The 23740-nt window shown below is 45.4% G+C and carries 17 protein-coding genes; 5 read left to right on the top strand and 12 right to left on the bottom strand.

Features of this window, described 5'->3' with window-relative positions; translation table 11 throughout:
• Positions 1-68 precede the first annotated feature (68 nt).
• The 9 genes from AB6D06_RS12930 to AB6D06_RS12890 all read right to left on the bottom strand — a co-directional run bounded on the left by AB6D06_RS12930 (position 69) and on the right by AB6D06_RS12890 (position 11368).
• Complete coding sequence (locus tag AB6D06_RS12930) at positions 69-1484, bottom strand: coniferyl aldehyde dehydrogenase (protein WP_372110411.1); 1416 nt, start codon at positions 1482-1484, stop codon at positions 69-71.
• A gap of 275 nt (positions 1485-1759) precedes the next feature.
• Positions 1760-2242: a MarR family winged helix-turn-helix transcriptional regulator gene (locus AB6D06_RS12925; RefSeq protein ID WP_004732429.1), complete on the bottom strand. Its 483-nt coding sequence runs from the start codon at positions 2240-2242 to the stop codon at positions 1760-1762.
• Positions 2243-2604: 362 nt separating this feature from the next.
• A complete protein-coding gene (gene choV, locus AB6D06_RS12920; protein WP_372110409.1) occupies positions 2605-3819 on the bottom strand; it encodes a choline ABC transporter ATP-binding protein in 1215 nt (404 codons plus the stop codon).
• Positions 3820-3821: 2 nt separating this feature from the next.
• Positions 3822-4664 (bottom strand): choline ABC transporter permease subunit, encoded by an 843-nt coding sequence (gene choW, locus AB6D06_RS12915; protein ID WP_048610272.1) that lies wholly within the window; start codon positions 4662-4664, stop codon positions 3822-3824.
• Between the two features lie 95 nt (positions 4665-4759).
• Positions 4760-5731, bottom strand: a complete 972-nt coding sequence (locus AB6D06_RS12910; protein ID WP_372110407.1) for a choline ABC transporter substrate-binding protein — start codon at positions 5729-5731, stop codon at positions 4760-4762.
• Between the two features lie 145 nt (positions 5732-5876).
• Positions 5877-7598, bottom strand: coding sequence for a choline dehydrogenase (gene betA / locus AB6D06_RS12905; RefSeq protein WP_372110406.1), 1722 nt, complete (start codon positions 7596-7598; stop codon positions 5877-5879).
• Positions 7599-7670: 72 nt separating this feature from the next.
• Positions 7671-9131 carry a betaine-aldehyde dehydrogenase gene (gene betB / locus AB6D06_RS12900; RefSeq protein ID WP_137001589.1) on the bottom strand — a complete coding sequence of 487 codons (1461 nt, stop codon included), beginning with the start codon at positions 9129-9131 and terminating at the stop codon, positions 7671-7673.
• A gap of 105 nt (positions 9132-9236) precedes the next feature.
• Positions 9237-9839: a transcriptional regulator BetI gene (gene betI / locus AB6D06_RS12895; RefSeq protein WP_048610022.1), complete on the bottom strand. Its 603-nt coding sequence runs from the start codon at positions 9837-9839 to the stop codon at positions 9237-9239.
• A gap of 431 nt (positions 9840-10270) precedes the next feature.
• Positions 10271-11368, bottom strand: coding sequence for an alpha/beta hydrolase (locus AB6D06_RS12890; protein ID WP_102428883.1), 1098 nt, complete (start codon positions 11366-11368; stop codon positions 10271-10273).
• Between the two features lie 288 nt (positions 11369-11656).
• Here AB6D06_RS12890 and AB6D06_RS12885 point away from each other — a divergent pair, with 288 nt between their 5' ends.
• The 5 genes from AB6D06_RS12885 to AB6D06_RS12865 all read left to right on the top strand — a co-directional run bounded on the left by AB6D06_RS12885 (position 11657) and on the right by AB6D06_RS12865 (position 18735).
• Positions 11657-12361: a response regulator gene (locus AB6D06_RS12885; RefSeq protein ID WP_029235682.1), complete on the top strand. Its 705-nt coding sequence runs from the start codon at positions 11657-11659 to the stop codon at positions 12359-12361.
• A gap of 36 nt (positions 12362-12397) precedes the next feature.
• Positions 12398-13717 (top strand): cell wall metabolism sensor histidine kinase WalK, encoded by a 1320-nt coding sequence (locus AB6D06_RS12880; protein WP_102333556.1) that lies wholly within the window; start codon positions 12398-12400, stop codon positions 13715-13717.
• 100 nt (positions 13718-13817) lie between these two features.
• Complete coding sequence (locus tag AB6D06_RS12875; RefSeq protein WP_017065177.1) at positions 13818-14093, top strand: hypothetical protein; 276 nt, start codon at positions 13818-13820, stop codon at positions 14091-14093.
• A 572-nt stretch (positions 14094-14665) separates the two neighbouring features.
• Positions 14666-17035: a M4 family metallopeptidase gene (locus AB6D06_RS12870; protein ID WP_372110403.1), complete on the top strand. Its 2370-nt coding sequence runs from the start codon at positions 14666-14668 to the stop codon at positions 17033-17035.
• A gap of 143 nt (positions 17036-17178) precedes the next feature.
• Complete coding sequence (locus AB6D06_RS12865; RefSeq protein ID WP_065584460.1) at positions 17179-18735, top strand: M28 family metallopeptidase; 1557 nt, start codon at positions 17179-17181, stop codon at positions 18733-18735.
• A 143-nt stretch (positions 18736-18878) separates the two neighbouring features.
• Here AB6D06_RS12865 and lhgO read toward each other — a convergent pair whose 3' ends face one another.
• The 3 genes from lhgO to AB6D06_RS12850 all read right to left on the bottom strand — a co-directional run bounded on the left by lhgO (position 18879) and on the right by AB6D06_RS12850 (position 23524).
• Positions 18879-20093 (bottom strand): L-2-hydroxyglutarate oxidase, encoded by a 1215-nt coding sequence (gene lhgO / locus AB6D06_RS12860; protein ID WP_065584461.1) that lies wholly within the window; start codon positions 20091-20093, stop codon positions 18879-18881.
• 26 nt (positions 20094-20119) lie between these two features.
• Positions 20120-22297 (bottom strand): TRAP transporter permease, encoded by a 2178-nt coding sequence (locus AB6D06_RS12855; RefSeq protein WP_017067838.1) that lies wholly within the window; start codon positions 22295-22297, stop codon positions 20120-20122.
• A gap of 213 nt (positions 22298-22510) precedes the next feature.
• The gene (locus AB6D06_RS12850) at positions 22511-23524 is read right to left on the bottom strand and encodes a TAXI family TRAP transporter solute-binding subunit (protein WP_372106667.1); all 1014 of its coding nucleotides are present in this window, start codon (positions 23522-23524) and stop codon (positions 22511-22513) included.
• Positions 23525-23740: the final 216 nt, after the last annotated feature.

Genomic DNA, 23740 nt, shown 5'->3' with positions numbered 1-23740 from the left:
GTAACCTCTTAAAATAATTTCGTGAAAATAACTTTTTGAAAAATAAACAGTGTCATACCAACAGTGATTTACTGGCCAAGCATGCCCATCACTGCTGTTTTTAATTCGTTGTCTTCTTTTGAAAACAGATGCTTAACTCGATGATCTAAACCCGTTTCCAAGACTGTTTTGGCGTGGGAGAAAGTCAGGAAACCTTCTTTACCGTGATAGTTGCCTTGACCTGATTCACCAATGCCACCAAACGGCGCGTCATCAACCGCTAAATGAAAAACACAGTCATTAATACACATACCACCGGAGTGAACTTGATGCTTAACCTGAGCCTGTAAACTCAAATCAAAGCTCATCAGGTAGAGTGCTAACGGCCTTGGTTTGCTATTGATGACTTGGAACGCCTCTTCGACATTGCGATACGTAATCAAAGGTAATAATGGGCCGAAAATTTCTTCGTTCATCACTTTGGATGACAGGCTTGGTTCAACGATCAAATGTGTCACCAATCGATGAGTATCTAGGTCCATCGCTTCGTCATGGCAAGCAACGATTCGTGTCCCAGCTTGCTGCTCTTCATTCAACAGACCAACAATACGCTCACATTGGCGAGGGTTAATGAGCGAGGTTAAACCCTCAGAGTAGATCCCTTCATCAAACAGCTGTTGGTATTGTTTTTTGTACTCCAGAATGAAGGCTTCGAGCTTATCTTCAGGGAGTAGCACGTAATCTGGAGCGACACATACTTGGCCGTTGTTTGAGCTTTTACCATAAATAATTCGCTCTACCGCAATATCGATCGGCATGTCTTCTGCCACGATAACCGGCGACTTTCCACCCAGCTCTAGCGTGACTGGGGTTAGCGTATCAGCCGCTGACTTCATCACTTGGCGACCCACTTGGGTTGACCCTGTAAACAGAAGATGATCAAACGGCAACGCCGAAAATGCGGCTGCGATTTCTACCTCACCTTCAACCAAGCACACCTCATCGGCATGGAAAACTTCCGCCAATAGCGATCTTAATACTTGGTTCGTCGCTGGGGTAAATTCACTCATCTTGATCATGGCACGATTGCCCGCTGCCAACGCCGAAATAAGCGGGCCGACGGATAACATGATCGGGAAATTCCACGGAGCAATAATCCCGACGACGCCTTTGGGTTGATAAACCACTTCAACACGAGAGGTTGAAAGCAAAGGGCCGGAATGACGAATCGAAGATGTCGACCAATGAGGTAAACACTCAATGCTGTGATCAATATTTCCGATGCAAGGCAATATGTCGGCCATCAAAGTGTCTTGTCGACTGCGGTGACCATAGTCCTCACTCACGGCTGAACACAAACGATCTGTGTAATCGATAAGCGCAGATTTAAGTGCAAGCAACTGCTCAATTCTCACCGATACCGCTGGCATCGGGTTCTGTGCAAAAGCTCCCTGCATGTTGTTCAACGTCATGGTCATTTGTGTTGGCGTCAATTCGTATTTCATACATCACCTCGTGGTTAAGATGAGCACACAATAATACAAAGCAGACCGGTCGGTCTATACTTTTATTGTCAGAGAATCGTCAATGCATTTTTGAATACAAATAAATAGGGTGGTTACAACGTAGGTTAAAACCCAGGGCGATTTAAAATAGGAGGGGGTAACGAACAGGCGGTATAACGAGAAATCTCACATGGTGAGATCAAAAATGGCCGCTTAATGCGACCATTTAATAACTCTTTAAGTTTTTGTTTTAAATAGACAATTTAAAACTAACGTTAGCTTTTGGCTACGTTTGCAATGCCTTCAAGCTGAAGCACTGGAGCAGCGTCGATGTCTTCTGCGTTCATCATTGCTGATACACGCTGCATCGAAGAAAGCAGTAAGCTTTGCTCCCACGTCTCTAGATTTTGGAATTTTTTAACGAAGTTATCTTGCAGCGGCGGTGGCGCATTGTTTAGCAACTCTTGACCTTTTTCAGTCAGGTTCGCGTGTACTTTACGGCGGTCCGATGAACTGCGTACTCGTTGTACATAGCCATTTAACTCAAGACGGTCGATGATCGTCGTCGTCGTTGCTTGGCTTACATTGGTCTGATTAGACAATTCTTTGATTGTCACATTACCCATTTCTTGGATTGCTCTCATTAAGATTAATTGAGGGCCAGTCAAACCATACTCTTTACTCAGCTTCTTCGAGTGTAAATCGATAGCGCGAATAATTTGGCGAATAGCGACCAGGATTTCGTCATGTTTGTCCAAGATGCAGACCTTTGTACTAATATACTGTGAATGGTTTTACAGCGTCGAAGCGATGAAATGTCTCGAGTGATTACGTCACGCATGCTCGAATTACACTGTAAATTGATAAATTACTTCATTGATTTTTCCGCATTGTACTGATGTTCATACTATTCTCAATCTTTTCTATACCACTAAACTTGCGTGGTACGGCACTTTTGCTTAATGAAGGGGGAATGAAAGCTTCAATGAAGACAAAAATAATGAACCAGAGAATACAAACTCAAAGAATAATATATTTTAATAATCATAGAGGTAGAGAGATTTAATCCTCTCCACCCAATAAAAAACCAGCCTCAATAGCTAAGCTGAAAAACGAAATTTTACGCAGCGGTATTCATCTGAAAGTTACCCGTTAGCGCGTTGTAAAACTCGCTGTTATCCAAAATCCCAACCAATTGATTGTTTTCAACCAACAGAATTGGGTGGTTACTGATCTGTTTAAGCTTAATCGCATCACGCATACCAATCTCCGGGCTTGTCACTACCACACTAGACGCGTTAATCGCAGTTAGGTCGTCAGACTCGCTCCACTCAACAAGCGCCAAGGTAGATTCACCTTTCACCGATAAAGCACCTTCACTCTGTTCAATCCAGAGATCTTTAGAATCGCAGATCTTCCAGCTTTCATTCTCTTGCGTCAGTGAATCAAGAGGCTGCATTAAAGAGCGACCTTTTAGCACATTCAATGGATTAGTGTGAGCAACGAAGTCTTTTACGTATTCGGTTTTTGGCGTCAACACGATCTCTTCAGGCTTACCGTGTTGAATCAGTTTGCCTGACTCCATGATCGCAATGTTATTGCCAATCTTCAGTGCTTCATCTAGGTCGTGACTCACGAACAGAATCGTTTTGTTGAGTTTGTTTTGCAGCGTGATCAGTTCATCTTGCAGCTGAGCACGAATCAGTGGATCAAGCGCCGAAAACGGTTCATCCATCAACAGAATGTCGGTGTCCATTGCAAACGCACGCGCCAAACCAACACGTTGCTGCATGCCGCCAGAAAGCTCATGTGGAAATTTGGTTTCCCATTCCGCTAGGCCGACCATTTCAAGTTGTTCACGCGCTTTAGCACGACGAACATCTTTGGCTACGCCTTGCATTTCTAGACCAAACGCCACGTTATCTAACACGTTTAACCAAGGCATTAGGGCAAATTTTTGGAACACCATAGAAACGCGGTGAGTACGAAGATGACGCAAGGTCGCTTCGTCGCACTGTTCACCTAAATCAACCTGCTTGTCTCCATCTTTGATCGCCAATGAACCACGGCTGATCTCATTCAAGCCGTTAACTGCACGAAGCAAAGATGATTTACCAGAACCAGACAAACCCATCAACACACAGATCTCGCCCTCTTCCACCGTCAGCGACACGTTATCTACGCCGACAACTTGACCAGTTTCATCAATGATCTCTTGGCGAGTTTTACCTTGGTCGAGTAGCTCAAGCGCTTGTTTCGATTTATTACCAAACACAACATCGAGATTCTTAATGGTAATCGCGTCCATTGTCTTTTTTCCCTGAGAGTTAGACATGATTAAGCTTCCTTCTGGTTTGGTGTTTTGCACAAGCGATCAAGAATGATAGCGACTAATACAATCGCCAACCCGGCTTCAAAACCTTGTGAGATGTTCACTGTGTTCAATGCACGAACAACAGGTTTACCAAGTCCGTCAGCACCGACAAGTGCGGCGATAACCACCATCGAAAGCGACAACATAATACATTGGGTTACACCCGCCATGATGCTTGGTAGAGCGGCTGGTAGTTCTACTTTCAATAGTAACTTCATGCGACTCGCACCAAAGGCTTTACCCGCTTCAATCAACTCTTCAGGGACTTTCGTTACCCCTAAGTAGGTTAAACGAATCGGTGCAGCTATCGCGAAAATAATGGTCGAGATCAAGCCAGGAACAATACCCAAGCCGAATAGAACCAGAGTTGGAATCAGATAAACGAAAGTTGGGACTGTCTGCATCAAATCAAGGATTGGACGCAAAACTGTATAAAGCCAAGGACGGTGAGCAGCCATGATGCCAACCGGTACGCCAATTAATACGGAAATCGTTGTCGCCGCAAAGACGAGAACAAAGGTTTCCAGCATTTCTTGCCAATAGCCAAGGTTAAGAATAGTCAGCAGTGCTGCGACCACAAAGATCACCAGCGAAGGTTTACGGTGTAAGTACCATGCAATCGCAGCAGTCATCACGATTGGCAGTGCAGGCGGCATCCACTTAAATACATCGACTAAAAACATAATGACGGTTTCTAAAAAGATAGAAATAGCATCAAAAAAGCCTGCTGCATTGATTGTTAGCCAATCAACACCCGCTTCCATCCATTGTCCGACAGGGATTTTGTTTTCCGTAATAAAATTCACAATATTGCCTTTTATTATGGGTGGGCTACTTCAAACCAATCGATAAATTGGCAAGCCCACCTTTATTATTTATGTAGCTGTTGAGATAGGTAGAACTAAGCTTTAACTTGTTTTAGGTATTCAGTAACCGCTTGAGTCGCTGATTCACCTTTATGCGTTTTTACGTTGTCTAACCAAGCTTCAACTTGTTGAGGGTTATTGTTCAACCATTGTTGAGCCGCTTTTTCTGGCTTCACTTTTTGGTTAAGAATCTCTTCCATCAACTGGTTTTCCATCTCTAGTGTGAACTCTAGGTTTTGCAGAAGTTGACCGACGTTTGCACATTCAGACAGGTAGTTTGAACGAACATTGGTGTAAACATTCGCGCCGCCGTAGTTAGGGCCGAAGAAGTCGTCACCACCTGATAGGTATTCCATCTCAACATTGCTGTTCATTGGGTGCGGCGCCCAACCTAGATAAACGATCCACTGGCTACGACGAGCAGCGCGAGATACTTGCGACACCATGCCCGCTTCGCTTGATTCCACTAGGCTGAAATCTTTCAAGCCAAACGCGTCTGAATCAATCATTGATTGTATTAGGCGGTTACCGTCGTTACCCGGCTCGATGCCATAGATGCGGTCTTTAAATTTGTCGGCATGTTTTGCTAGGTCGGCGAAGCTTTTTACACCTGAGTCGTACACGTATTTTGGTACGGCTAGCGTGTATTTTGCGCCTTCAAGGTTGGCACGAACGGTTTCAACCGTGCCCTCTTCACGGTACTTAGCAATATCGCCTTCCATGGTTGGCATCCAGTTGCCTAGGAATACGTCAATATCGCCGTTCGCCATTGAAGAGTATGTCACCGGTACTGAAAGTAGGTCGGTTTTGGTTTTGTAACCAAGGCCTTTTAATAGTTCAGAAGTAACGGCGGTTGTTGCGGTAATGTCAGTCCAGCCTACATCAGCGAAGCGAACGTTTTCACATTGCTGCGGTTCAATAGAAGCGTTAGCACCAAATGCAAATGAACTAATGGCTAGTGCTGTTAACGTTTTCGTGGTCATGTTCTGAATATTTAGAGTCGTCATAATGGTTCCTTTTTATCTTTCCTTTTTCTGCTCGATATCAACACCGATAGAGAGCAGTTCTTCTGACTTTTGACTAATTTTTGTTGTTACTTTTTGCTTTTTCTATTTTTGAACTACTTTCTATTTTTGAACTAATAACAGAGGCTTACGCTTCTCTTACTGGTTTATTTATTCTTTGCTTCTCTTGCCACTCAGGTGCAATCCACACTGGAACGTCCTGCGCTTTGAGCATTGGCTTACCCAAAATCAAATCGGAAGCACGCTCGGCAACCATAATGGTCGGGGCGTTCAAATTGCCGTTTGGAATGGTTGGGAAAACCGATGAGTCGACAACGCGTAAATTATCGACACCGCGAACGCGACACTCTTCATCAAGCACTGCCATTGGATCATCATCTGAACCCATTTTGCAGCCACATGAAGGGTGATAAGCACTTTCAACGTTCTGCTTAACCCATTCATCAATTGCTTCATCGGAAGTAATATTTAGACCCGGCTGAATCTCTTTTCCTCGATACACATCCATCGCAGGTTGAGACAAAATCTCACGCGTCAGACGAATACAATCGCGCCAATCTTGGCGATCTTGTTCAGTCGAGATGTAGTTGAAAATGATCTCTGGCTTGGCATGCGGATCAGCAGAAGTGATCGCAACCGTACCGCGACTCTCTGGCTTATTAGGCCCAACGTGTACTTGGAAACCGTGACCATCAAAGGCCGCTTGTCCGTCGTAACGCATCGCTGCTGGTAGGAAGTGATATTGAATGTTTGGCCACTTCAATCCTTTGCGAGAACGAATAAACGCGCACGATTCAAAGTGGTTAGTGGCACCAAGGCCTTTACGAGTCAAAATCCATTCTGCACCAATCATGCCTTTGCTGACTAAACCAAGCTTGCTGTTGAGCGTGATGGGTTCGTTGCAGTGATATTGGAAGTACACTTCTAGGTGATCTTGAAGGTTTTCACCTACGCCATTCAGCTCGTGTTTAAGCTCAATGCCGGCCTTTTCAAGCACGGCTTTCGGGCCGATACCAGAAAGCTGCAGCAGTTGAACAGAACCGATAGAACCCGCAGAAGAGATCACTTCTTTGTTCGCTACAGCCACTTGAGTATTGCCTGACTTTTCAAACTCGACACCAACGGCTTTCAGCCTTGATTGGCCTTTTGTGTCTTGTGCGTCTTGTGCTTCAAGTAAGAAACGACGCGCCACGATACCTTTCTTCAAGGTTAGGTTTGAACGCTTCAATGCTCGACGTAGATAAGCGTTAGAGGTTGAGGCTCTAACACCTTTGTCTACCGTCATATGCATAGTGCCGAAGCCTTCTTGCTGGTAGCCGTTGTAGTCTTGTGTTTCTGGGTAACCGGCGTCTTTACCTGCATCGATGAACGCTTGGTAAAGCGGGTTGAGCTCCATATCGTTACCATTACAAGTGCCGACAGGGCCATTGTCTCCACGGTATTCATCACCACCTTTGTTCCATGATTCAGCGCGGCGGAAGTAAGGCAAGCATGCTTGATAGTTCCAACCCGCTGCACCCTCTTCTTCCCATTGGTCAAAATCACACGCGTGGCCACGAACATAAACCATGCCGTTGATCGATGAGCTGCCGCCTAACACTTTGCCACGTGGGCAGTGCAGTTCACGTCCATCAAGGCCCGGTTCTTTCTCTGTTTCAAATTGCCAAGCGTACTTTTCAGTATTCATTGGGTAAGAAAGCGCGGTTGGCATTTGGATAAAAATACTCTTATCCGTGCCACCAGCTTCCAGTAATAAAACGCTATGTTCACCGCTTTCCGTTAGCCTATCCGCTAACACACAGCCGGCCGAACCCGCGCCGACGATAATATAATCGTAGCGTTGTTCCATGTTTTGATTTCCCTGAGATGAGTCAGTAGGGCTAGCTCTGTTAAGCTAACCCATAAAATTGAGTGTTACGCGTTAGGCATAAGGGCTGGCGTAGTCGCCAAGTTCAATAAGAATGCTCTTAGTCTGCGTATAGTGAAGTAGAGTTTCTGGTCCATTTTCACGGCCAATACCCGAAAGCTTGTAACCCCCAACTGGCATTTCTGCTGGTGAGTCACCCCACGTATTAACCCAACAAATACCCGCCTGCATTTGGTGAATAACACGGTGCGCACGAGAAAGGTTTTGCGTGAACACACCAGCCGCAAGGCCGTATTTGGTGTCGTTTGCACGGCGAATCACATCGTCTTCGTCCGAAAACTTCAACACTGACATCACAGGGCCGAAGATCTCTTGTTGAACGTGAGGCATGTTGTCTTCGCAATCCACAAACACGGTTGGGATAACAAAATTACCGTTTTCGAGGCCGTTGTCTGTCACTTGATAGCCGCCCGTCAGCAGGGTTGCGCCCGACTGTTTAGCTAGCTCAATGGCTTCAAGGACTTTTGAAAGGTGTTCTTTAGAAATCAACGCGCCGATCTGAGTCTCCATGTCCATTGGGTTACCAATGATGAGCTTTTCAGTGCGTGTTTTAAGTTGGTCGATGAAATCGTTGTAGATATTTTCATGAACGTAAACGCGAGTACCGTTAGTACACACTTCGCCTTGGGTGTAGAAGTTAGCCACCATCGAAGCTGAAACTGCATCATCCAATTTCGCATCATCAAACACGATCATCGGTGACTTGCCGCCAAGTTCCATGGTGACTGATTTCAGCGTCTTAGCGCTATCTGCCATTACCGCTTTACCGGTACCGGTTTCGCCCGTGAACGATACTTTCGCGATATCTGGGTGCGCCGTTAGCATCTGACCAACACGGTAATCGCCCTGAACCACGTTGAACACGCCATCAGGAAGACCAGCTTCGGTAAATATCTCAGCAAGCTTGAGCGCCGTTAGCGGCGTTTCTTCTGAAGGCTTGAAAATCATCGCGTTACCCGCAGCTAATGCCGGAGCCGATTTCCACATCGCGATTTGGATAGGGTAGTTCCACGCACCAATGCCCGCACAGATGCCTAGCGGCTCGCGGCGAGTGTAGAAAAATTGAGATTCGCTCAGCGGTTGTTGGTCGCCTTGTAGCGTTGGTGCCAAGCCAGCAAAGTATTCAATAACATCAGCACCAGACGCCACATCCACTTCAATTGCTTCTTGCAGCGGCTTGCCCGTATCAACAACCTCAAGGTTTGCAAGGTCATCATTTCGAGCTCTAAGTATTTCCACTGCCTTCAACAGAATGCGGCTGCGTTCCACAGCGGTCATTGCAGACCATACCGCAAACCCGCGTTTCGCAGATTCAATAGCACTGTCGACATCTGCTGAAGATGCTTGGCCTAAGGTCGCGATAGGTTCACCGTTGGCAGGGTTAATGCTATCAAAGGTTTCACCAGAGGTTGCTTTAACCGCTGCGCCATCGATGTATAACGAGTTCATTTCCATTTGAGATTCTGACTTAATTATTGTTATTAGACTCTACTGGTCTAGTTTGAATTTTGGGTGTAAGTATTGGTCGTTCTAGTGCTGTTCTAGTTCTAACACTGCGTTCTATTTGGTACTGCACGAGTAGAACGTCAGTTGTTTATCTAGATAATCATTGATGATGGCACGCGCCTTTTGAGCATCGATACCATCTGGGTTTAGTGTGCCTCTCAGCCACAAACCATCAATCAGAGACGCAATCCCGTGAGCAACGAGATCCGCTTGTTCATGATTCAAAATACCTTTCAACTCAAGACGTAAGTGTGAAATCAAACGTTTTTCATTCACACGTTGCAGTCTTTTCAGCTGCTCGTCATGCATTGAATATGACCAAAATGCCAACCACGCCTTCGCGACCTTATTTTCTGCTTGGTAACCTTCGAAGTTACCATCGATGATCGCGTTGATTCTCTGTTGGTGAGCATCAACAGGAAGCGCTTTTAGTGAAGTCGTGATGGTATTAGAAAGTTGGCGAAGGATTTCACGCATGGTCTCTTCGAGCAGCCCATGCTTCCCGCCAAAATAGTGATTAATAATGCCAGTGGAGACTCCCGCTTCTTTGCTGATCAACGCAATACTCGCGGCATGCAAACCCACTCGATCAATCACCGTCATGGTGGCTTGAACAAGCTGTGGTTTACGTATATCAGGCATCCCAACCTTCGGCATTTCTCAGTCCTTTTATTTTATATTGAACGTTCAGTTAAATATAAAATGACAGAAATTTAGTTAGGGTTCAAATGATTATTTAAAGCAAACTCGTAACAATACAGCATTCAAAACAACAAAAATCATTATAAAACAATAAATTAAATATCATTTAGAGCACTAATGAAAAACAATTAAAGATTTGAGGTATGATAGTTATTGGTCAAATGTTTTTGCTTAGAAAGTTCAAGAATCAATCAGTGAGAGTCCTTGTAGAAACTTTTTGGGGAGGGAGTGGAAAGGAAGTATCAAGGAATTTTCATACTGAAATTTAAGACAAGGAAATCCACAATCAACACAGGTAACGAATCAAAAAATAAACAAAAAAGGTTGGCGACAACAGCGTCATCACCAACCTTCTCAGTCGTTTCTAATGTTATTGCAAGCCTAAGCTACTCAATGCGTGTGATGAAACCGTATTTATCTGACTCAGCCTTAGTCACCCAGTGTTCGCCAGAAGCCGGAGCAGAATCCAACGTGAAGATATAGAAGTCGATTCCTTTGTCTCCCATTACCTTTTTAAAGTAGGTCGCTTGCTTGCGATGGCTTTCGTTCGTGTATGGGAAGTCTTTGGCTGTTTTATCATCCTCAGCCCAACTGTGGACACCAACCTGCTTATTAAGCTCAATGGCTTTAGTGGTATCTGCTCGTTGCAAAACTCGTGGGTTACCCGCAGCGAAAAGATCCGTGCCGCCAGAGAACACCGACCCCGTAGGCGTTACGATCGTCGTCATGTTGTTACTGTGGATCATGCGACCGGTGTACATATTGATATCATCGTCGGCACTTCCACCAATATGGTTGGTAAACTTCAACGTCATCTCACTGCCTTGATACAATTTCACGATATCAAAAAGCTGAGAATAGGTTGATGCGCCTAGAGTGGAAGTAATGCGATCAACAGCGCCAGTCTCGTTGAGCACATCACGGTAAAAAGCGTTGAAAGCAAACGAGGTGGTTATCGTTACCTTGTTCCCACTTTTAGTGGTACTCAGAATGGTAGACCCAAGGCTAGTCACGTATTGAACCAGTTCATTGTGATACTCAAGCTCGACGGGTTTATGAGTATTCGTCGTCGTGTTAATTAACGTGGTGTCATTGCCGATTGAACGTTGAGCAACACCACAATCAAATGAATCAAAAAACTTACCCTCACTGTAAATCGCACAATCGTCAGTCCCTGCATCAGGGAGGTACAGATCCACACTCTGACCTAAACTATCCGCAAGCCTAACCACTTTTTGCTTATCACTAATATCTTCCGCAAACAGAACGATTTCATACTGCACACCGTTGTAATCAAGTTTTATGGATTCTTGGACCTCTTGTCGCTCTTTATACAACTCACCCAGTTTCGCTGATGAAAATACGTAATCTGCTTGAGGTTTTGCTTGCACTTTGGTGGCAGCTTTACCTGAGTTAGAGCTTGAATTACAGCCCGCTAACAGAATCAAAGGTAACGCCAGTAATGCATTTCTATAGTCGTTCATACCGTTATTCCCAAAATGTTTGATGAGAAAATTCTATTGTTTAGCGCTGAATTTATCTGTCGTGGAAATGTATGAGAATGTCGAGCCTATTTGAACGATGTTTTTTATTTTCCTATAAATGCCAATTCATCATTGAACTAACTTATAAAGTGTTTAATCATTCGCTTTAGGTATTTGGCGAAGCATCTGAACTTATATGCAATAGCGTATAATCGTAATGGTTCATCACGACGAAGACTCGCTCACCTAATCTCAATAAGTGAAACGCACGACAAGGCTGATAATGGAATGACAAAACCTAAAATGATCATCGTGGAAGACGATTTGAAACTTCAGAAAATGTTGCAGGACTACTTCGTCGCGCAAGATTTTGATGTCACGGTGTTGGACGATGGCAGTGATGCCGCACACACCATCCTCACGGAGCAACCTGACATCGTACTGCTGGATTTGATGCTTCCTGTAACTGATGGACTTACAATCTGCCGACAGACGCGTACGCACTATAAAGGTAAAATCTTGATGCTCACTGCTAGCGATGACGACTTTGACCACGTCGCTGGTTTAGAGACAGGGGCTGATGACTATGTCACCAAGCCAATCAAACCAAGAGTTCTGCTGGCCAGAGTTCGTTCGCTATTACGCCGCCAAGACACCAATACCGCTTCAGTCGATGACTCAGACACCCTTCAGTTCGATCAACTCGTTCTGAAAAACACTTATAAGAAGTGTGAACTTTCAGGTGCGGTTTTATCACTCACTGACAGCGAGTTTGACCTACTTTGGTTATTGGCAAGCAACCCAGACACGCCGTTATCTCGTGACTACTTGACGCAAACATTGCGCGGGATTGAGTACGACGGAATAGACCGGACGATTGACAACAAGGTTGTACGTCTAAGAAAGATTTTGGGCGACGACCACACACCAGCAGAGAAAATTCAGACCATTCGCGGGAAGGGTTACTTATTTGTTTCGACCGCCTGGCGTTAACCTCGCTCAATACGAGCGTAATAAAAGAGAGCGATTATGCGACGTATCTTTTTGGAGTCCTTAATAGGGCTGTTAGTTTGCTTTATGGCCGGCCTTGTCGCCTACGAGATTAGCGTCTATCAGCTCAATACCGACTACGAATACGTACTGGAAGATTACGAAGCGGCTGCCCACCAGCAATTGATCGAGAACATCGCTAAAAATCAAGGCCTTGAAGCGGCTCATCAAGCGATAAACCAGTTTGTAGAAACCACACGAAATAAATTGGTTACATTCAGCCCAGACGATGAAATACCCAGCCCCGTTTCAGAGTTCTTCAGCACGAATCCGAATACCTTTGTTTTTCACGATGATGAACGGGACCTATGGTTTCGCTTAGCAAGCAGTGACAATACCTATCACTACCTCCCCAACAGTGAAGCGTTCGTTAGGCAAAAAATAGAGTTGGAGGATGACCTCATTTGGTTGTTCTTTTTAGCGAGCTTTATCTTATATGGGTTATGTCATCTATTTATTATCTTCCGCCGAGTTAAAAAGCTTGAGGCTGCCACTCTGCGTTTTGCGGAGGGCGATCTCTCGACACGAGCCGAGACTTCAAGTGGTATTGCGATTGGTTCATTGAACAAATCCTTCAACCTAATGGCCGACAGAATTCATCGCTTGGTAGAAAGTAATCGCTCACTCACTAATGCTGTCGCTCATGAACTGCGCACGCCAATATTCCGTATTCAGTGGCAAGCTGAAATGTTGAAAGACACCCAGCTAAACGCAGAGCAAGAAAGCACGATTGAGAGTATTGTCGAAGACACGGAAGAGATGGAAAAGATGGTCGATGAACTATTGTATTACGCCAAACTCGATAGCACTGACCTAGAAAACTTAAAAAAGCCATTAGAGATTCGAGACTTTCTCGACCACGCAATGGCGCGTTGGAACAAAGACACTCAGCTCAACATCGACCTATCGCTACCAGAGCAACCTAGCTCAATAATGGCGGATGAAACGCTATTTAACCGAGCACTAGATAACCTAGTGCGTAACGCAATGAAATTCGCACGCTCACAAGTGTCGATTGCAGCGACCGTGCATCAAGATCAGCTACAGATTGCGGTACACGATGACGGTGATGGTGTGGCTCAAGAACATCAAGCTCGCCTGTTCGAACCCTTTTACGTTGGCGACAAAGCGCGTAACAAAGCCAAGAGCGGCCATGGTTTAGGGCTGTCTATCGTCGAGAAGATCTGTGCTCAACACGGCGCTACCGTGGAGGTAGGTCAGAGCCAAGCCTTAAAGGGTGCGGTATTCACCATTACCATTCAGCTATGTAATGATTCCGCTGACAAACCCATACAGTAACTACAAAACACCTCTGGAATAATGTTCAACATCGGTCGGGAGATGCTGTCTCCCAATGAACTTATTGAATCTAAATTCCAATCTTTCTTAAGGTGTTTGTATGAAAAAGTTATTAGTTGTTTTAGGCATTGTTTCTCTAGCGGGTTGTTCTGGTATTAGCCACAACGAAGAAGTTTACACAGCGCACGCTGAAAGCTTCAACATTGTCGGTTTCCAAGTTCCAGGTAATACTCAAGACCGCGCAATGGAATTAGTACCTGAAGGTGCAACCGTTGATACGATTCGCTCAACAAACTCTGATACGAGCTCTGTTCTGGGTATTATCAACCGTATTATCGGTATCGACTACGTACAAGTTGGCGGTAAAAAGCAGTAATTCGCTATAGTGACGTTAGCCACGTACCATAATTAAGTGTCGCAGTTGCCTACCTATATTCAGTAGCCTGCACAAACTAAGTTAGTCTAAGCCAGTGACCCGTCGCTGGCTTTTTTCATCCAGCAGATTTTGTGCTCTGTGCCAAACAAGTGCCCGATTCCCCTTCCCTCTTTTAACTAACAATTCGAAAAATAAGCCGAAAAGTCTTCGATTTCTTATCAAAATTGCCCCTAAATTCGCTAAATGGCCTTCTGTTTAAAGTGACACTTTCAAATCGTTGATCCTTCTATCAACCCAGAATCCGTTAATTGAGGCACAGATCAATTTACTCGAAAATCTTAATTTCCAAGAGAAATAAACACTTAATAAAAGTGTCACGATTTTATAAATAAACATATAGGTGCGTTCAAAAATAAACAGAAATGATAACTATCTGTAAATACGAGAAATATAAGTTTCATGAATAAAAGAGATCATTGCCATGCTACTAATTAATCAGATCGAATGATGTAAATTCGCTGTGATTAATTTGTTACGTTTTCTTGGATTTTACATGGAAAGAGAAAACAACAATGAAAATAAGAAAACGTTTAGTTGCCGTTGCTATAGCCAGTGCTATGTCTTTGTCAGTGCATGCAAGTGAATCCGTTCAAATCGATCAACCGATCAACTTTACTAGCTTCTCTGGGTTAAACGCTCAGTTAGGAGTCAGTAACGCCTCTAGCTTCAAGATGGTGAAAGAAGTAAACCTGAAAAAGCGTGGTATCTATAAAGTTAAGATCCAGCAGAACATCTGGGGAACACCGGTATGGGGACATTACCTAAATGCCACCCAAAGTGTCCAAGGTGGCGCACTTAAGTCCGTTCAAGGTCGCTACCTTAAAACAACGACCTTAGAGCGATCTTTTGTTAAGCCATCAATCAACAGCGCTCAAGCGGTTGAACTCGCAAGTAAAGATCTAAAGACTCAAGGCTTAACCAGCAAATCTCTAGACAACGTTCAACATCAGCTATTTATCTATCAAGGCTCTGTGAAGCAAGGCATCGGACAGCAAAGCGTAGATAAAACACGACTAGTGTACGTTGTCTCTTACCTAGTAGAAGGCAGTGAACAGCCGACTCGACCGTTCACCATGCTAGACGCGCACACAGGCGAAGTCATCGACCGCTGGGAAGGTATTGCCCATGCTCAGATCGGTACTGGCCCTGGCGGCAACGAAAAAACCGGCATGTACGAATACGGCACCGACTACCACTACCTTGATGTTCAAGAAGTGGGCACAGAGTGTGTAATGGAGTCTGAAAATGTCGTTACCGTTGACCTTAATGGCGCGACCGACGGCGACACCACTTACAGCTATGAATGTCCTCGTAACGAATATAAAGCCGTGAACGGCGCATTCTCACCACTCAACGATGCCCATTACTTTGGCAACATCGTGTTCGATATGTATAAAAACTGGTTCGACACAGCGCCACTCTCCTTCAAGCTCATGATGCGTGTTCACTACGGTGAAAACTACGAGAATGCATTTTGGGACGGCAGAGCCATGACCTTTGGTGATGGGGAGAGCTTCTTTTACCCGCTTGTTAGCCTAGATGTATCAGCCCATGAAGTGAGCCACGGTTTCACTGAGCAAAACTCAGGTTTGATCTACGCAAACCAATCGGGCGGTATGAACGAAGCCTTCTCTGACATGGCCGGTGAAGCCGCAGAATACTATATGAAAGGCACCAACGACTGGATGGTCGGACGCAATATCTTTAAAGGCGAAGGTGCGCTGCGTTACATGGACGATCCATCACGCGATGGCTCTTCAATCAACAACGCATCCGAGTACTACGATGGCTTAAACGTGCACTACAGCTCTGGCGTGTTCAACAAGGCGTTCTACCATCTTGCAACCACACAAGGTTGGGACACCAAAAAAGCGTTCGAACTGTTCGTGCTAGCCAACCAGATCTACTGGTCTGAAAACAGTGACTTTTGGCAGGGCGCCTGTGGCGTGAAAAACTCAGCAACCGACCTTGGCTACAGTGCCGATGATGTTGTTTCTGCGTTTAACTTAGTGGGTGTATCACCGTGTGGCGAACCACCACTTCCACCAGAACCGGAATATCAACGCCTTGAAAACGGTGTTGAAGCCGCAGTTGCTGGTGAAACAGGCTCAAAAACTTACTTCGATATCGAAGTACCAGAAGGCCAAGACAAGCTAACGATTGATCTTGCTGTGTCTACTGGTGATCCGGATATGTATGTTGGTCTAGATTATGCGCCAAGCTCTCAAGAGAATATCTGTAAGAGTGAAAGCGTAACCGATGAAGTATGTGTAATTGAAAACCCAACAGCTGGTCGCTACACGGTGAACATTCTGGGTTACTCAGATTACGCAGGTGCAAATCTGAAAGCATCGTACGAATCAGGCAATGCTAACGTACCGCCAGTTTCTTCTTTCGAACACACGGTCGTAGGCAAAGAAGTAGAGCTGCGTAGCACAAGTTCGGACAGCGATGGCCAGATCGTCTCTTACCAATGGAACCTAGGCGATGGCAACACGCAAACCGGTGAAGTGACTCGTTATACCTACGCTGAAGCTGGCGACTACGTGGTGACTCTAACCGTGACTGACGATGCAGGCGTTGCAACATCAACCAGCAAGTCGATCACGATTGAAGGTGACTCAGCAGAAGGCTTCCCGCTAAAACTGAAGTTTGGTAACAAAAACCCGAACGGCAAAGCTCGCGTTAAGCTGGCATGGGATTACGACACCAACGACTACTTCGTGATTAAGCGCAATGGCAAGAATGTTGGCGCTACAGACTTCAACTCATACGTCGACAAGTTCCGTCATAACGGAACAGTAGATGTGGAGTACCAAGTGTGTACCTCAAGCGATATCTGTTCAGAAACCAAGCATTACCGTTTCATTAAAACACAATAATCGATAGTAAATTCAGGGCTCCGAAAGGGGCCCTTTTCGCGGTTAACTGTTCAGAAAATGAAACATCTACACAAAAACATCCACGTATTACACAAAAATCACCCCCATCAACATAACAATACTCACCATAAAAAGGACGACAAATGGCTATTCAAAAAAGCATGCTAGCTTTGGCTGTACTCGGAGGTTCTTTAGCCTTAATCAACAGTACTTCGGCTTACGCATCCCTAGGCATCACACCACCAGCGAACGAAGAAGTTTGGATCACCACCGATGCTGACGCACAGCATATAATGACTCAGCATGGCGCAACGGTTTATCCAAGCGTGACCGGAAACAAGCATTCCATCGTCGCGAAAATCAACCAGAAAGAGCTGGCGAAACTATCTAGCCACATGCACGAAGAAACCCACCGTTGTGGTGGCTACATGGTGCACGAAGACAAAGCAAGCGCACTCAAAGCGGCAGCGATGCCACTGACCATGAGCAACTTCGAAAAGCCAGTTATCAGCCATCAAGATACGGTGAACGACCTACTCGCTCAGGTCGAGCCGAACAACATGGTCACGACCATCGAAAATCTAACCAACTTCACCAACCGTTTTTATACTACTTCTACTGGTGTCGCTGCTTCAGATTGGCTTTTAGAACGTTGGGAGACGGAAATTAAAGATGTGCCGTATGCGTCTGCACGCCAGATCACGCATGCCGAATACCCACAGAAATCCGTTGAAGTGACACTGCTTGGCGCTAAATATCCTGAAGAGATCGTCGTGGTTGGTGGACACCTTGATTCGACCGTTGGATCTTGGACAAGCGAAGGCACCATCTCACCGGGAGCCGATGATGATGCGTCTGGCATTGCAACGGTAACAGAGTCGCTTCGCCTGATGATCGCCAGTGGTATTCAACCAGACAAAACCATTAAGTTCTATGGTTATGCTGCTGAAGAAGTAGGGCTACGTGGCTCACAAGATGTCGCCAACGCTTTAAGAGATGAGCAAGCCAACGTTGTATCGGTATTGCAATTAGACATGACCAACTACAACGGTTCAGCGCACGATATCACCTTCATCACAGACTACACCGACAGCAACCTCACCGCCTATTTAAGCGAGCTGATCGACACTTACGCGAGCGACATCAGTTACGGTTTCGATGATTGTGGCTATGCCTGTTCTGACCACGCCTCTTGGCACAATGTTGGCTACCCAGCTGCCATGCCATTCGAAAGCATGTTCAATGATTACAACCCAAGTATTCACACTGAGCACGACACGCTTGAGAACTCCGATCCTACGGCGACACACGCGACCAAGTTCGCCAAACTAGCCATTGCTTACCTTGTCGAAACCAGCCTTGATTCACCCGTTGCAGGCCCTAAAGAGCTGCAAAATGGCGTGCCTGTTAAAGGACTTACTGCAGGATATGGTGAAGAGCAGTTCTTCACATTTACGACTCAAAGTGCAGGTCAGTTAACGGTAACATTAACCGGCCCTCGAAGTGGCGATGCCGACTTATATGTGAAACACAACGGCACCGTATCGAAAGCGAACTACGACTGCCGCCCATACCAGAACAGCAGCAACGAACAGTGTGTATTGAACAAGCCAGCGGGTGAATTCAGCATCATGGTGCGCGGTTACCGTAACTTTAGTGATGTCACCATCGTCGCTAACTTCGTTCCTGATTGGCTTTAAGGTTGGTTAATTGACTAACAATTAAACCTAGCAAACACGGCTAAAACTAAAAATCCGCAAGCCCACGATCATAAATAGATTGGAGCTTGCGGATTTTTTATTGTCTTCGGAGAGCATCTCAACTTAATAACCTTTAGTTATCATCAAGCCGTCTTTTTCATTACCTTGCCACAGATGTACTCACCAATCGGCATTGCAGAGGTCGCAGCCGGTGATGGCGCGTTACATACATGTAAGCTTCTTGGGCTTTCGGCAAACAGGAAATCATGGACCAAGGTGCCATCCTTCAGTACCGCTTGAGCACGAATCCCAGCAGGATAAGGCTTAAAATCATCAACCGTAATACTCGGGCAGTATTTGTTCACTAGCTTTAGATATCCCGGTTTCCACCACGAGTTCTTAAACTCGACCAAACCCGTTTTCAAGTGATTCGCAGTCACTTTCCAAAAACCCACAAAGCTCAGCATCTGCCAAGTGTCCTTGAAGCTAAAGTTAAGCTTGCCATAACCTTCTCGCTTCCAGCCTTGAACTGCATTTGGCCCTACTGTTACGGAGCCATCAATCATGCGTGTTAAATGCACGCCCAAGAAAGGCAGTTCTGGGTCAGGGATCGGATAGATAAGATGATTCACCACTTGGTTGTGCTTAGCGTCTAACTGATAATACTCACCGCGATAAGGCACGATTTGGAAGTCGGTTTCGATGTCTAACATCTTGGTCATTCTATCGGCCATCAAGCCAGAACACGTGATCAAGAATCGACTGTTCAGTTGAAGAGTCTGACCATCTACTTTGCACGTTAACTGCACTTCATCTTCTTGCTCATCGGCCATGATCACTTCCGTACCAAGGCTAAGCTTACCACCCGCCTCAACAAACTCTTGAGCCATCACTTCGGTGACTTTTTTGTAGTCGACGATACTGGTGGTTTTGACATAAATCGCACCCAAACCCGTGATATTTGGCTCGGCAAGTTTGAGCTGAGCTTGATCCAACAAATCAACATCAATATCGTTATCGTGGCAACGCTGATAGAGCGCATTCATTCGCTCCACTTCTTGCTCATTGGTCGCGACCAACAACTTACCGCAGTTTTCGACGGGGATATCGTGTTGGCTACAAAAGGCGATGGTGCGCTCTACGCCGCGTTTACAAAAATCCGCCTTTAAACTGCCCGGAGCGTAGTAAACACCAGCATGAATCACCCCGCTATTATGGCCAGTTTGGTGCTGCGCGAAACCACGTTCCTTCTCGACTAAAAGGATACTTTTATCAGGGTGAGCTTGCTGTAATTGCCAAGCCGTCGACACGCCAACAATGCCGCCACCAACGATAATATAGTCGTATATTGAGTTCATAATATTCCTACATTCAATCCTTTTAATTATAGGGAAGACGCGACAGTGTTAGACCCGGTTTGAGGTAACTTTTTTTCCTCACTTTCTGATTCCATTTTCACTTGATTAGCATCGTATTTACGACCGCTGTAGATAAAGATGCCAACAAAAATGGCAACACATACCAAACGGATCACGACTGAAACATCAGGCCATACTAGAGCTATACCTACCGCAACCAACACTACTCTAGTAATAATATTAACTTCGCTCTCTAGATAACCTTCAATCGCCGCGATAAACGCGTAAGTACCAATAACAGCAAAGCCACCCGTGACTAACACGGAGATCACATCCCAACTTACCAAGTTAGTGTAGGCAATCAACAATGGTACTAAATACAAGCCTTTGGCTATCTTCCATGCCATTAATCCCGTTCTCATCGGGGGTGTTTTAGCAATGGTTGCAGCCGCAAATGCAGTTAAACAAACAGGCGGAGTCACGTTGCTGTCTTGCGATAGCCAGAAAATGATCAAGTGGGCAGAAAGCAGTGCAAGGCTGATCGCTTCTAAGCCAAGGCTCTGTTCAAGCAGAGTTTCCACAAAATCAGCAGGGACTAACGCAATCATCTCTTTGGCTGTTTCAAGTGCCATTGGCGCGTTCAGCAAATCAAGCTTATCTGGCGCAGCCAACATGAAGATAGCTTTCGCCTGTTCCGGTAACTGTCCCGAAACCAACAGGTCGAGCAACTGACTTTCAGCAATCAGTTTATACAAAGCTGGTGCAGACAGAGTACCCAACACGATATAAGCCGCGGTTACTGGTAAGCCCATGCCCAGAATCAAAGACGCCAGTGCAATTAAGGCGATCATCACCAGTAACTCGCCATTCGCCCAGCTGTTGATCATCAAAGAGAAGGTGTTACCAATTCCCGTAGTGCTAATGACATTAACAACTAGACCAATACCCACTAGCAACACAGCCGTGGTCGCCATGTTTTTTGCGCCTTGAGAAAGCGCTTCGATGATCGCCTTTGGACCCATTTTGTGATTTTTAGAGAACCATGAAGCCACCACGACAGACAGAATCGAGATGCCCGCAGCGTAAGTCGGCGTAAAGCCCTTCACCAACAGAGTCACTAACACCGCTAATGGGATCAGGTTGTGCCAACCCGACAGCAATACTTTCAATAGAGGCTCACAGCCAGAAGTCACCTTTTGCACACCACTGCGTTTTGCTTCGATGCGCACGAAGAATGCCACAGACAAAAAGTAGATAAGCGCAGGAACGAAGGAAACCGCAATAATATCGACATAAGGAATTTGCGTGTAAGAGGCCATGATGAACGCGCCCGCACCCATCACAGGTGGCATCAGCTGCCCGCCAGTAGATGCAGCCGCTTCAACACCTGCCGCGAAGCGCGAAGGGAAACCTGCCTTTTGCATCAAGGGAATACTGATCACGCCCGTCGATACTGTGTTTGCTACGCTCGACCCGGAGACTGAGCCCATCAAGCCGGAGCCAATCACGGCGATGAAGCCGGGGCCACCAATCACTTTGCCTGCCGCTGCGCGAGACACATCAATGATGTAATCACCGACACCCGAACGCACTAAGAATGCGCCAAACAGGATGAACATGAACACGAAGGTCCAACTGATTCTTGAGATCGAACCAAACATCCCTTCTGATGAATAAAAGCTTCGATAAAGTAACGTCTCAAGGCTTAAACCCGGAAAATGAAAAATACCGCTGGTCCATTGTCCCCAAAGCACTACATAACTTAAACACACTAAGATAAGCACTGGAATGAACCAGCCCATAGTGCGTCTAATCAGCTCAATGACGATGGCAATCGCCAAGATAGAGAAAAACCAATCACTGGCGATAAATTTTACGCCTCGGTCATACAACGCATCTTCTGCAAAGGGGATGTAGATAAGACAAGCCAGAGCCGCCAAGGCAATTCCGATATCGACCGCCAGAGCTATCTTGCTCTTTTTCAGTGAGATATGAGCGGGATACCAAAGCGCGCAAATGATTGCGAAACCAGCGAAATGCGTCGCCGAAATCCAAAGCTCTGGCAAGGTAGATAAGGTATTAAACCAAATATGTAGGAGGGAGAGTATCACTCCCATTGTCGTTATTGCTTTGCCTACCCAAGGGAAATCTGTTCGGGTAGGCAATTCGAATTTTTTCAGTTCCTGCTGCAGCGAATCGCTCATAGAAAACTCCTGCTCTCCACAGCCAAACGCGCAGAGAAAATCCATAAAGTAGGGTGGTGCGTTTTCACTTCAAATAATCGAACGAATCGGAGACGGTCAAATCAAACAAAGCAACCGAAACATATGAAAACGCACCAAGCAATTAATTAACGCGAATATTCAGTTCACGCCAAATAGCGAGTTAAAGATAAATGGCTAATCGAAGACAAAGGGTTAGTCGACGATCAACTCAGAAGGGATTTCTATACCCACTTCTTTATAGTAACGAGCAGCACCTGGGTGAAGCGGAACAGGAAGGCCTGCGATCCCTTTCTCAAGTGCCATTGCTTTGGTTGCTTTATGGATACCTTGTAGGAAAGGTAGGTTTTCATAGATAGCTTTGGTCAGTTGATACACATCGTCTTCAGAAATGTCTTCGCGAACTGCTAGGAAGTTAGGTTGGGCAATCGTAGTAATTGGTTTGTCGACACCTGGATAAGTGTTTGCTGGGATCTCATACTTGGTCCAAATATTGTAATCACCATTCGCTTGTTTGATTTGTGCATCGGTAAACGACAAGATTTGAATATCTTCACCCAAGGCAGCAAAGGCTTGTGTTACCGCACCAACAGGCACACCAGCAGGCGTATTCATGCCATCAATTGTGCCATTTTGTAATGCGCTCGCACTGCCACCATAACCCATAAAGGCGAGTTTAAATTGTTCTGGGTCCACGGATAAGCCTTGCATGATTTGACGACCTGAGTTTTCAGTCCCAGAGTTCTTCTTACCGATAGAGAATTTCTTACCGTTTAGGTTCTCTAGATCGCTTACCGTACCTGTTTTTGCTAGATCTGAACGCACAATAAAGTGTTCTACGTTTTGCCATAACATGGAAACTGAACGCAGTTGAGTTTGTCTGCCAGATTTCTCATATGGCCCTAAACCCTGCCAAGCCCAAGCACCATACAAACCTTGTAGAATAGCGAACTGAGCTTCGTTCTCGTTCAACAACTTTACGTTCTCACCCGAGCCCGCAGAGCTGATAGCCGCTAAAGAAAAATGCTGCTTAGGCGCAAGCTTAACTTTACTCAATGTCGCTAAGGCCACACCCACTGGATAATAGGTACCACCCGTTGAAGCCGTCGCTAAAATATAGCTGCGATCTTCTTCAGCTGACGCATTACTGATAAGGCCAAGAGAAGCCATTGCTAGCGCTAAAGTTTTAACCAGCTTGTTGTATTTCATTGTTACTCTCCATGTAGGGTTATTCACGTTATATTTTTGTTAACAACAATAGATAGCAAGCGTAATGCCAGTTTTTAACTATTTGTTTTAATTTACTTTTATTTTAAAACCTATTCAAAATAAGCCGTTTTTTGCTTATTCCCCTGTTATTAAGTAAGCCATTTTTGGCTTATCGGCTACCGGAATTAACACCTGTAGATCGGGAAGCAAGTCACA

Source organism: Vibrio sp. 10N.239.311.G01, from assembly GCF_041465805.1.
Classification (GTDB): domain Bacteria; phylum Pseudomonadota; class Gammaproteobacteria; order Enterobacterales; family Vibrionaceae; genus Vibrio; species Vibrio crassostreae_C.
The sequence above is the reverse complement of the archived record's forward strand: the minus strand, read 5'-3'. Positions and strand labels throughout refer to the sequence as shown.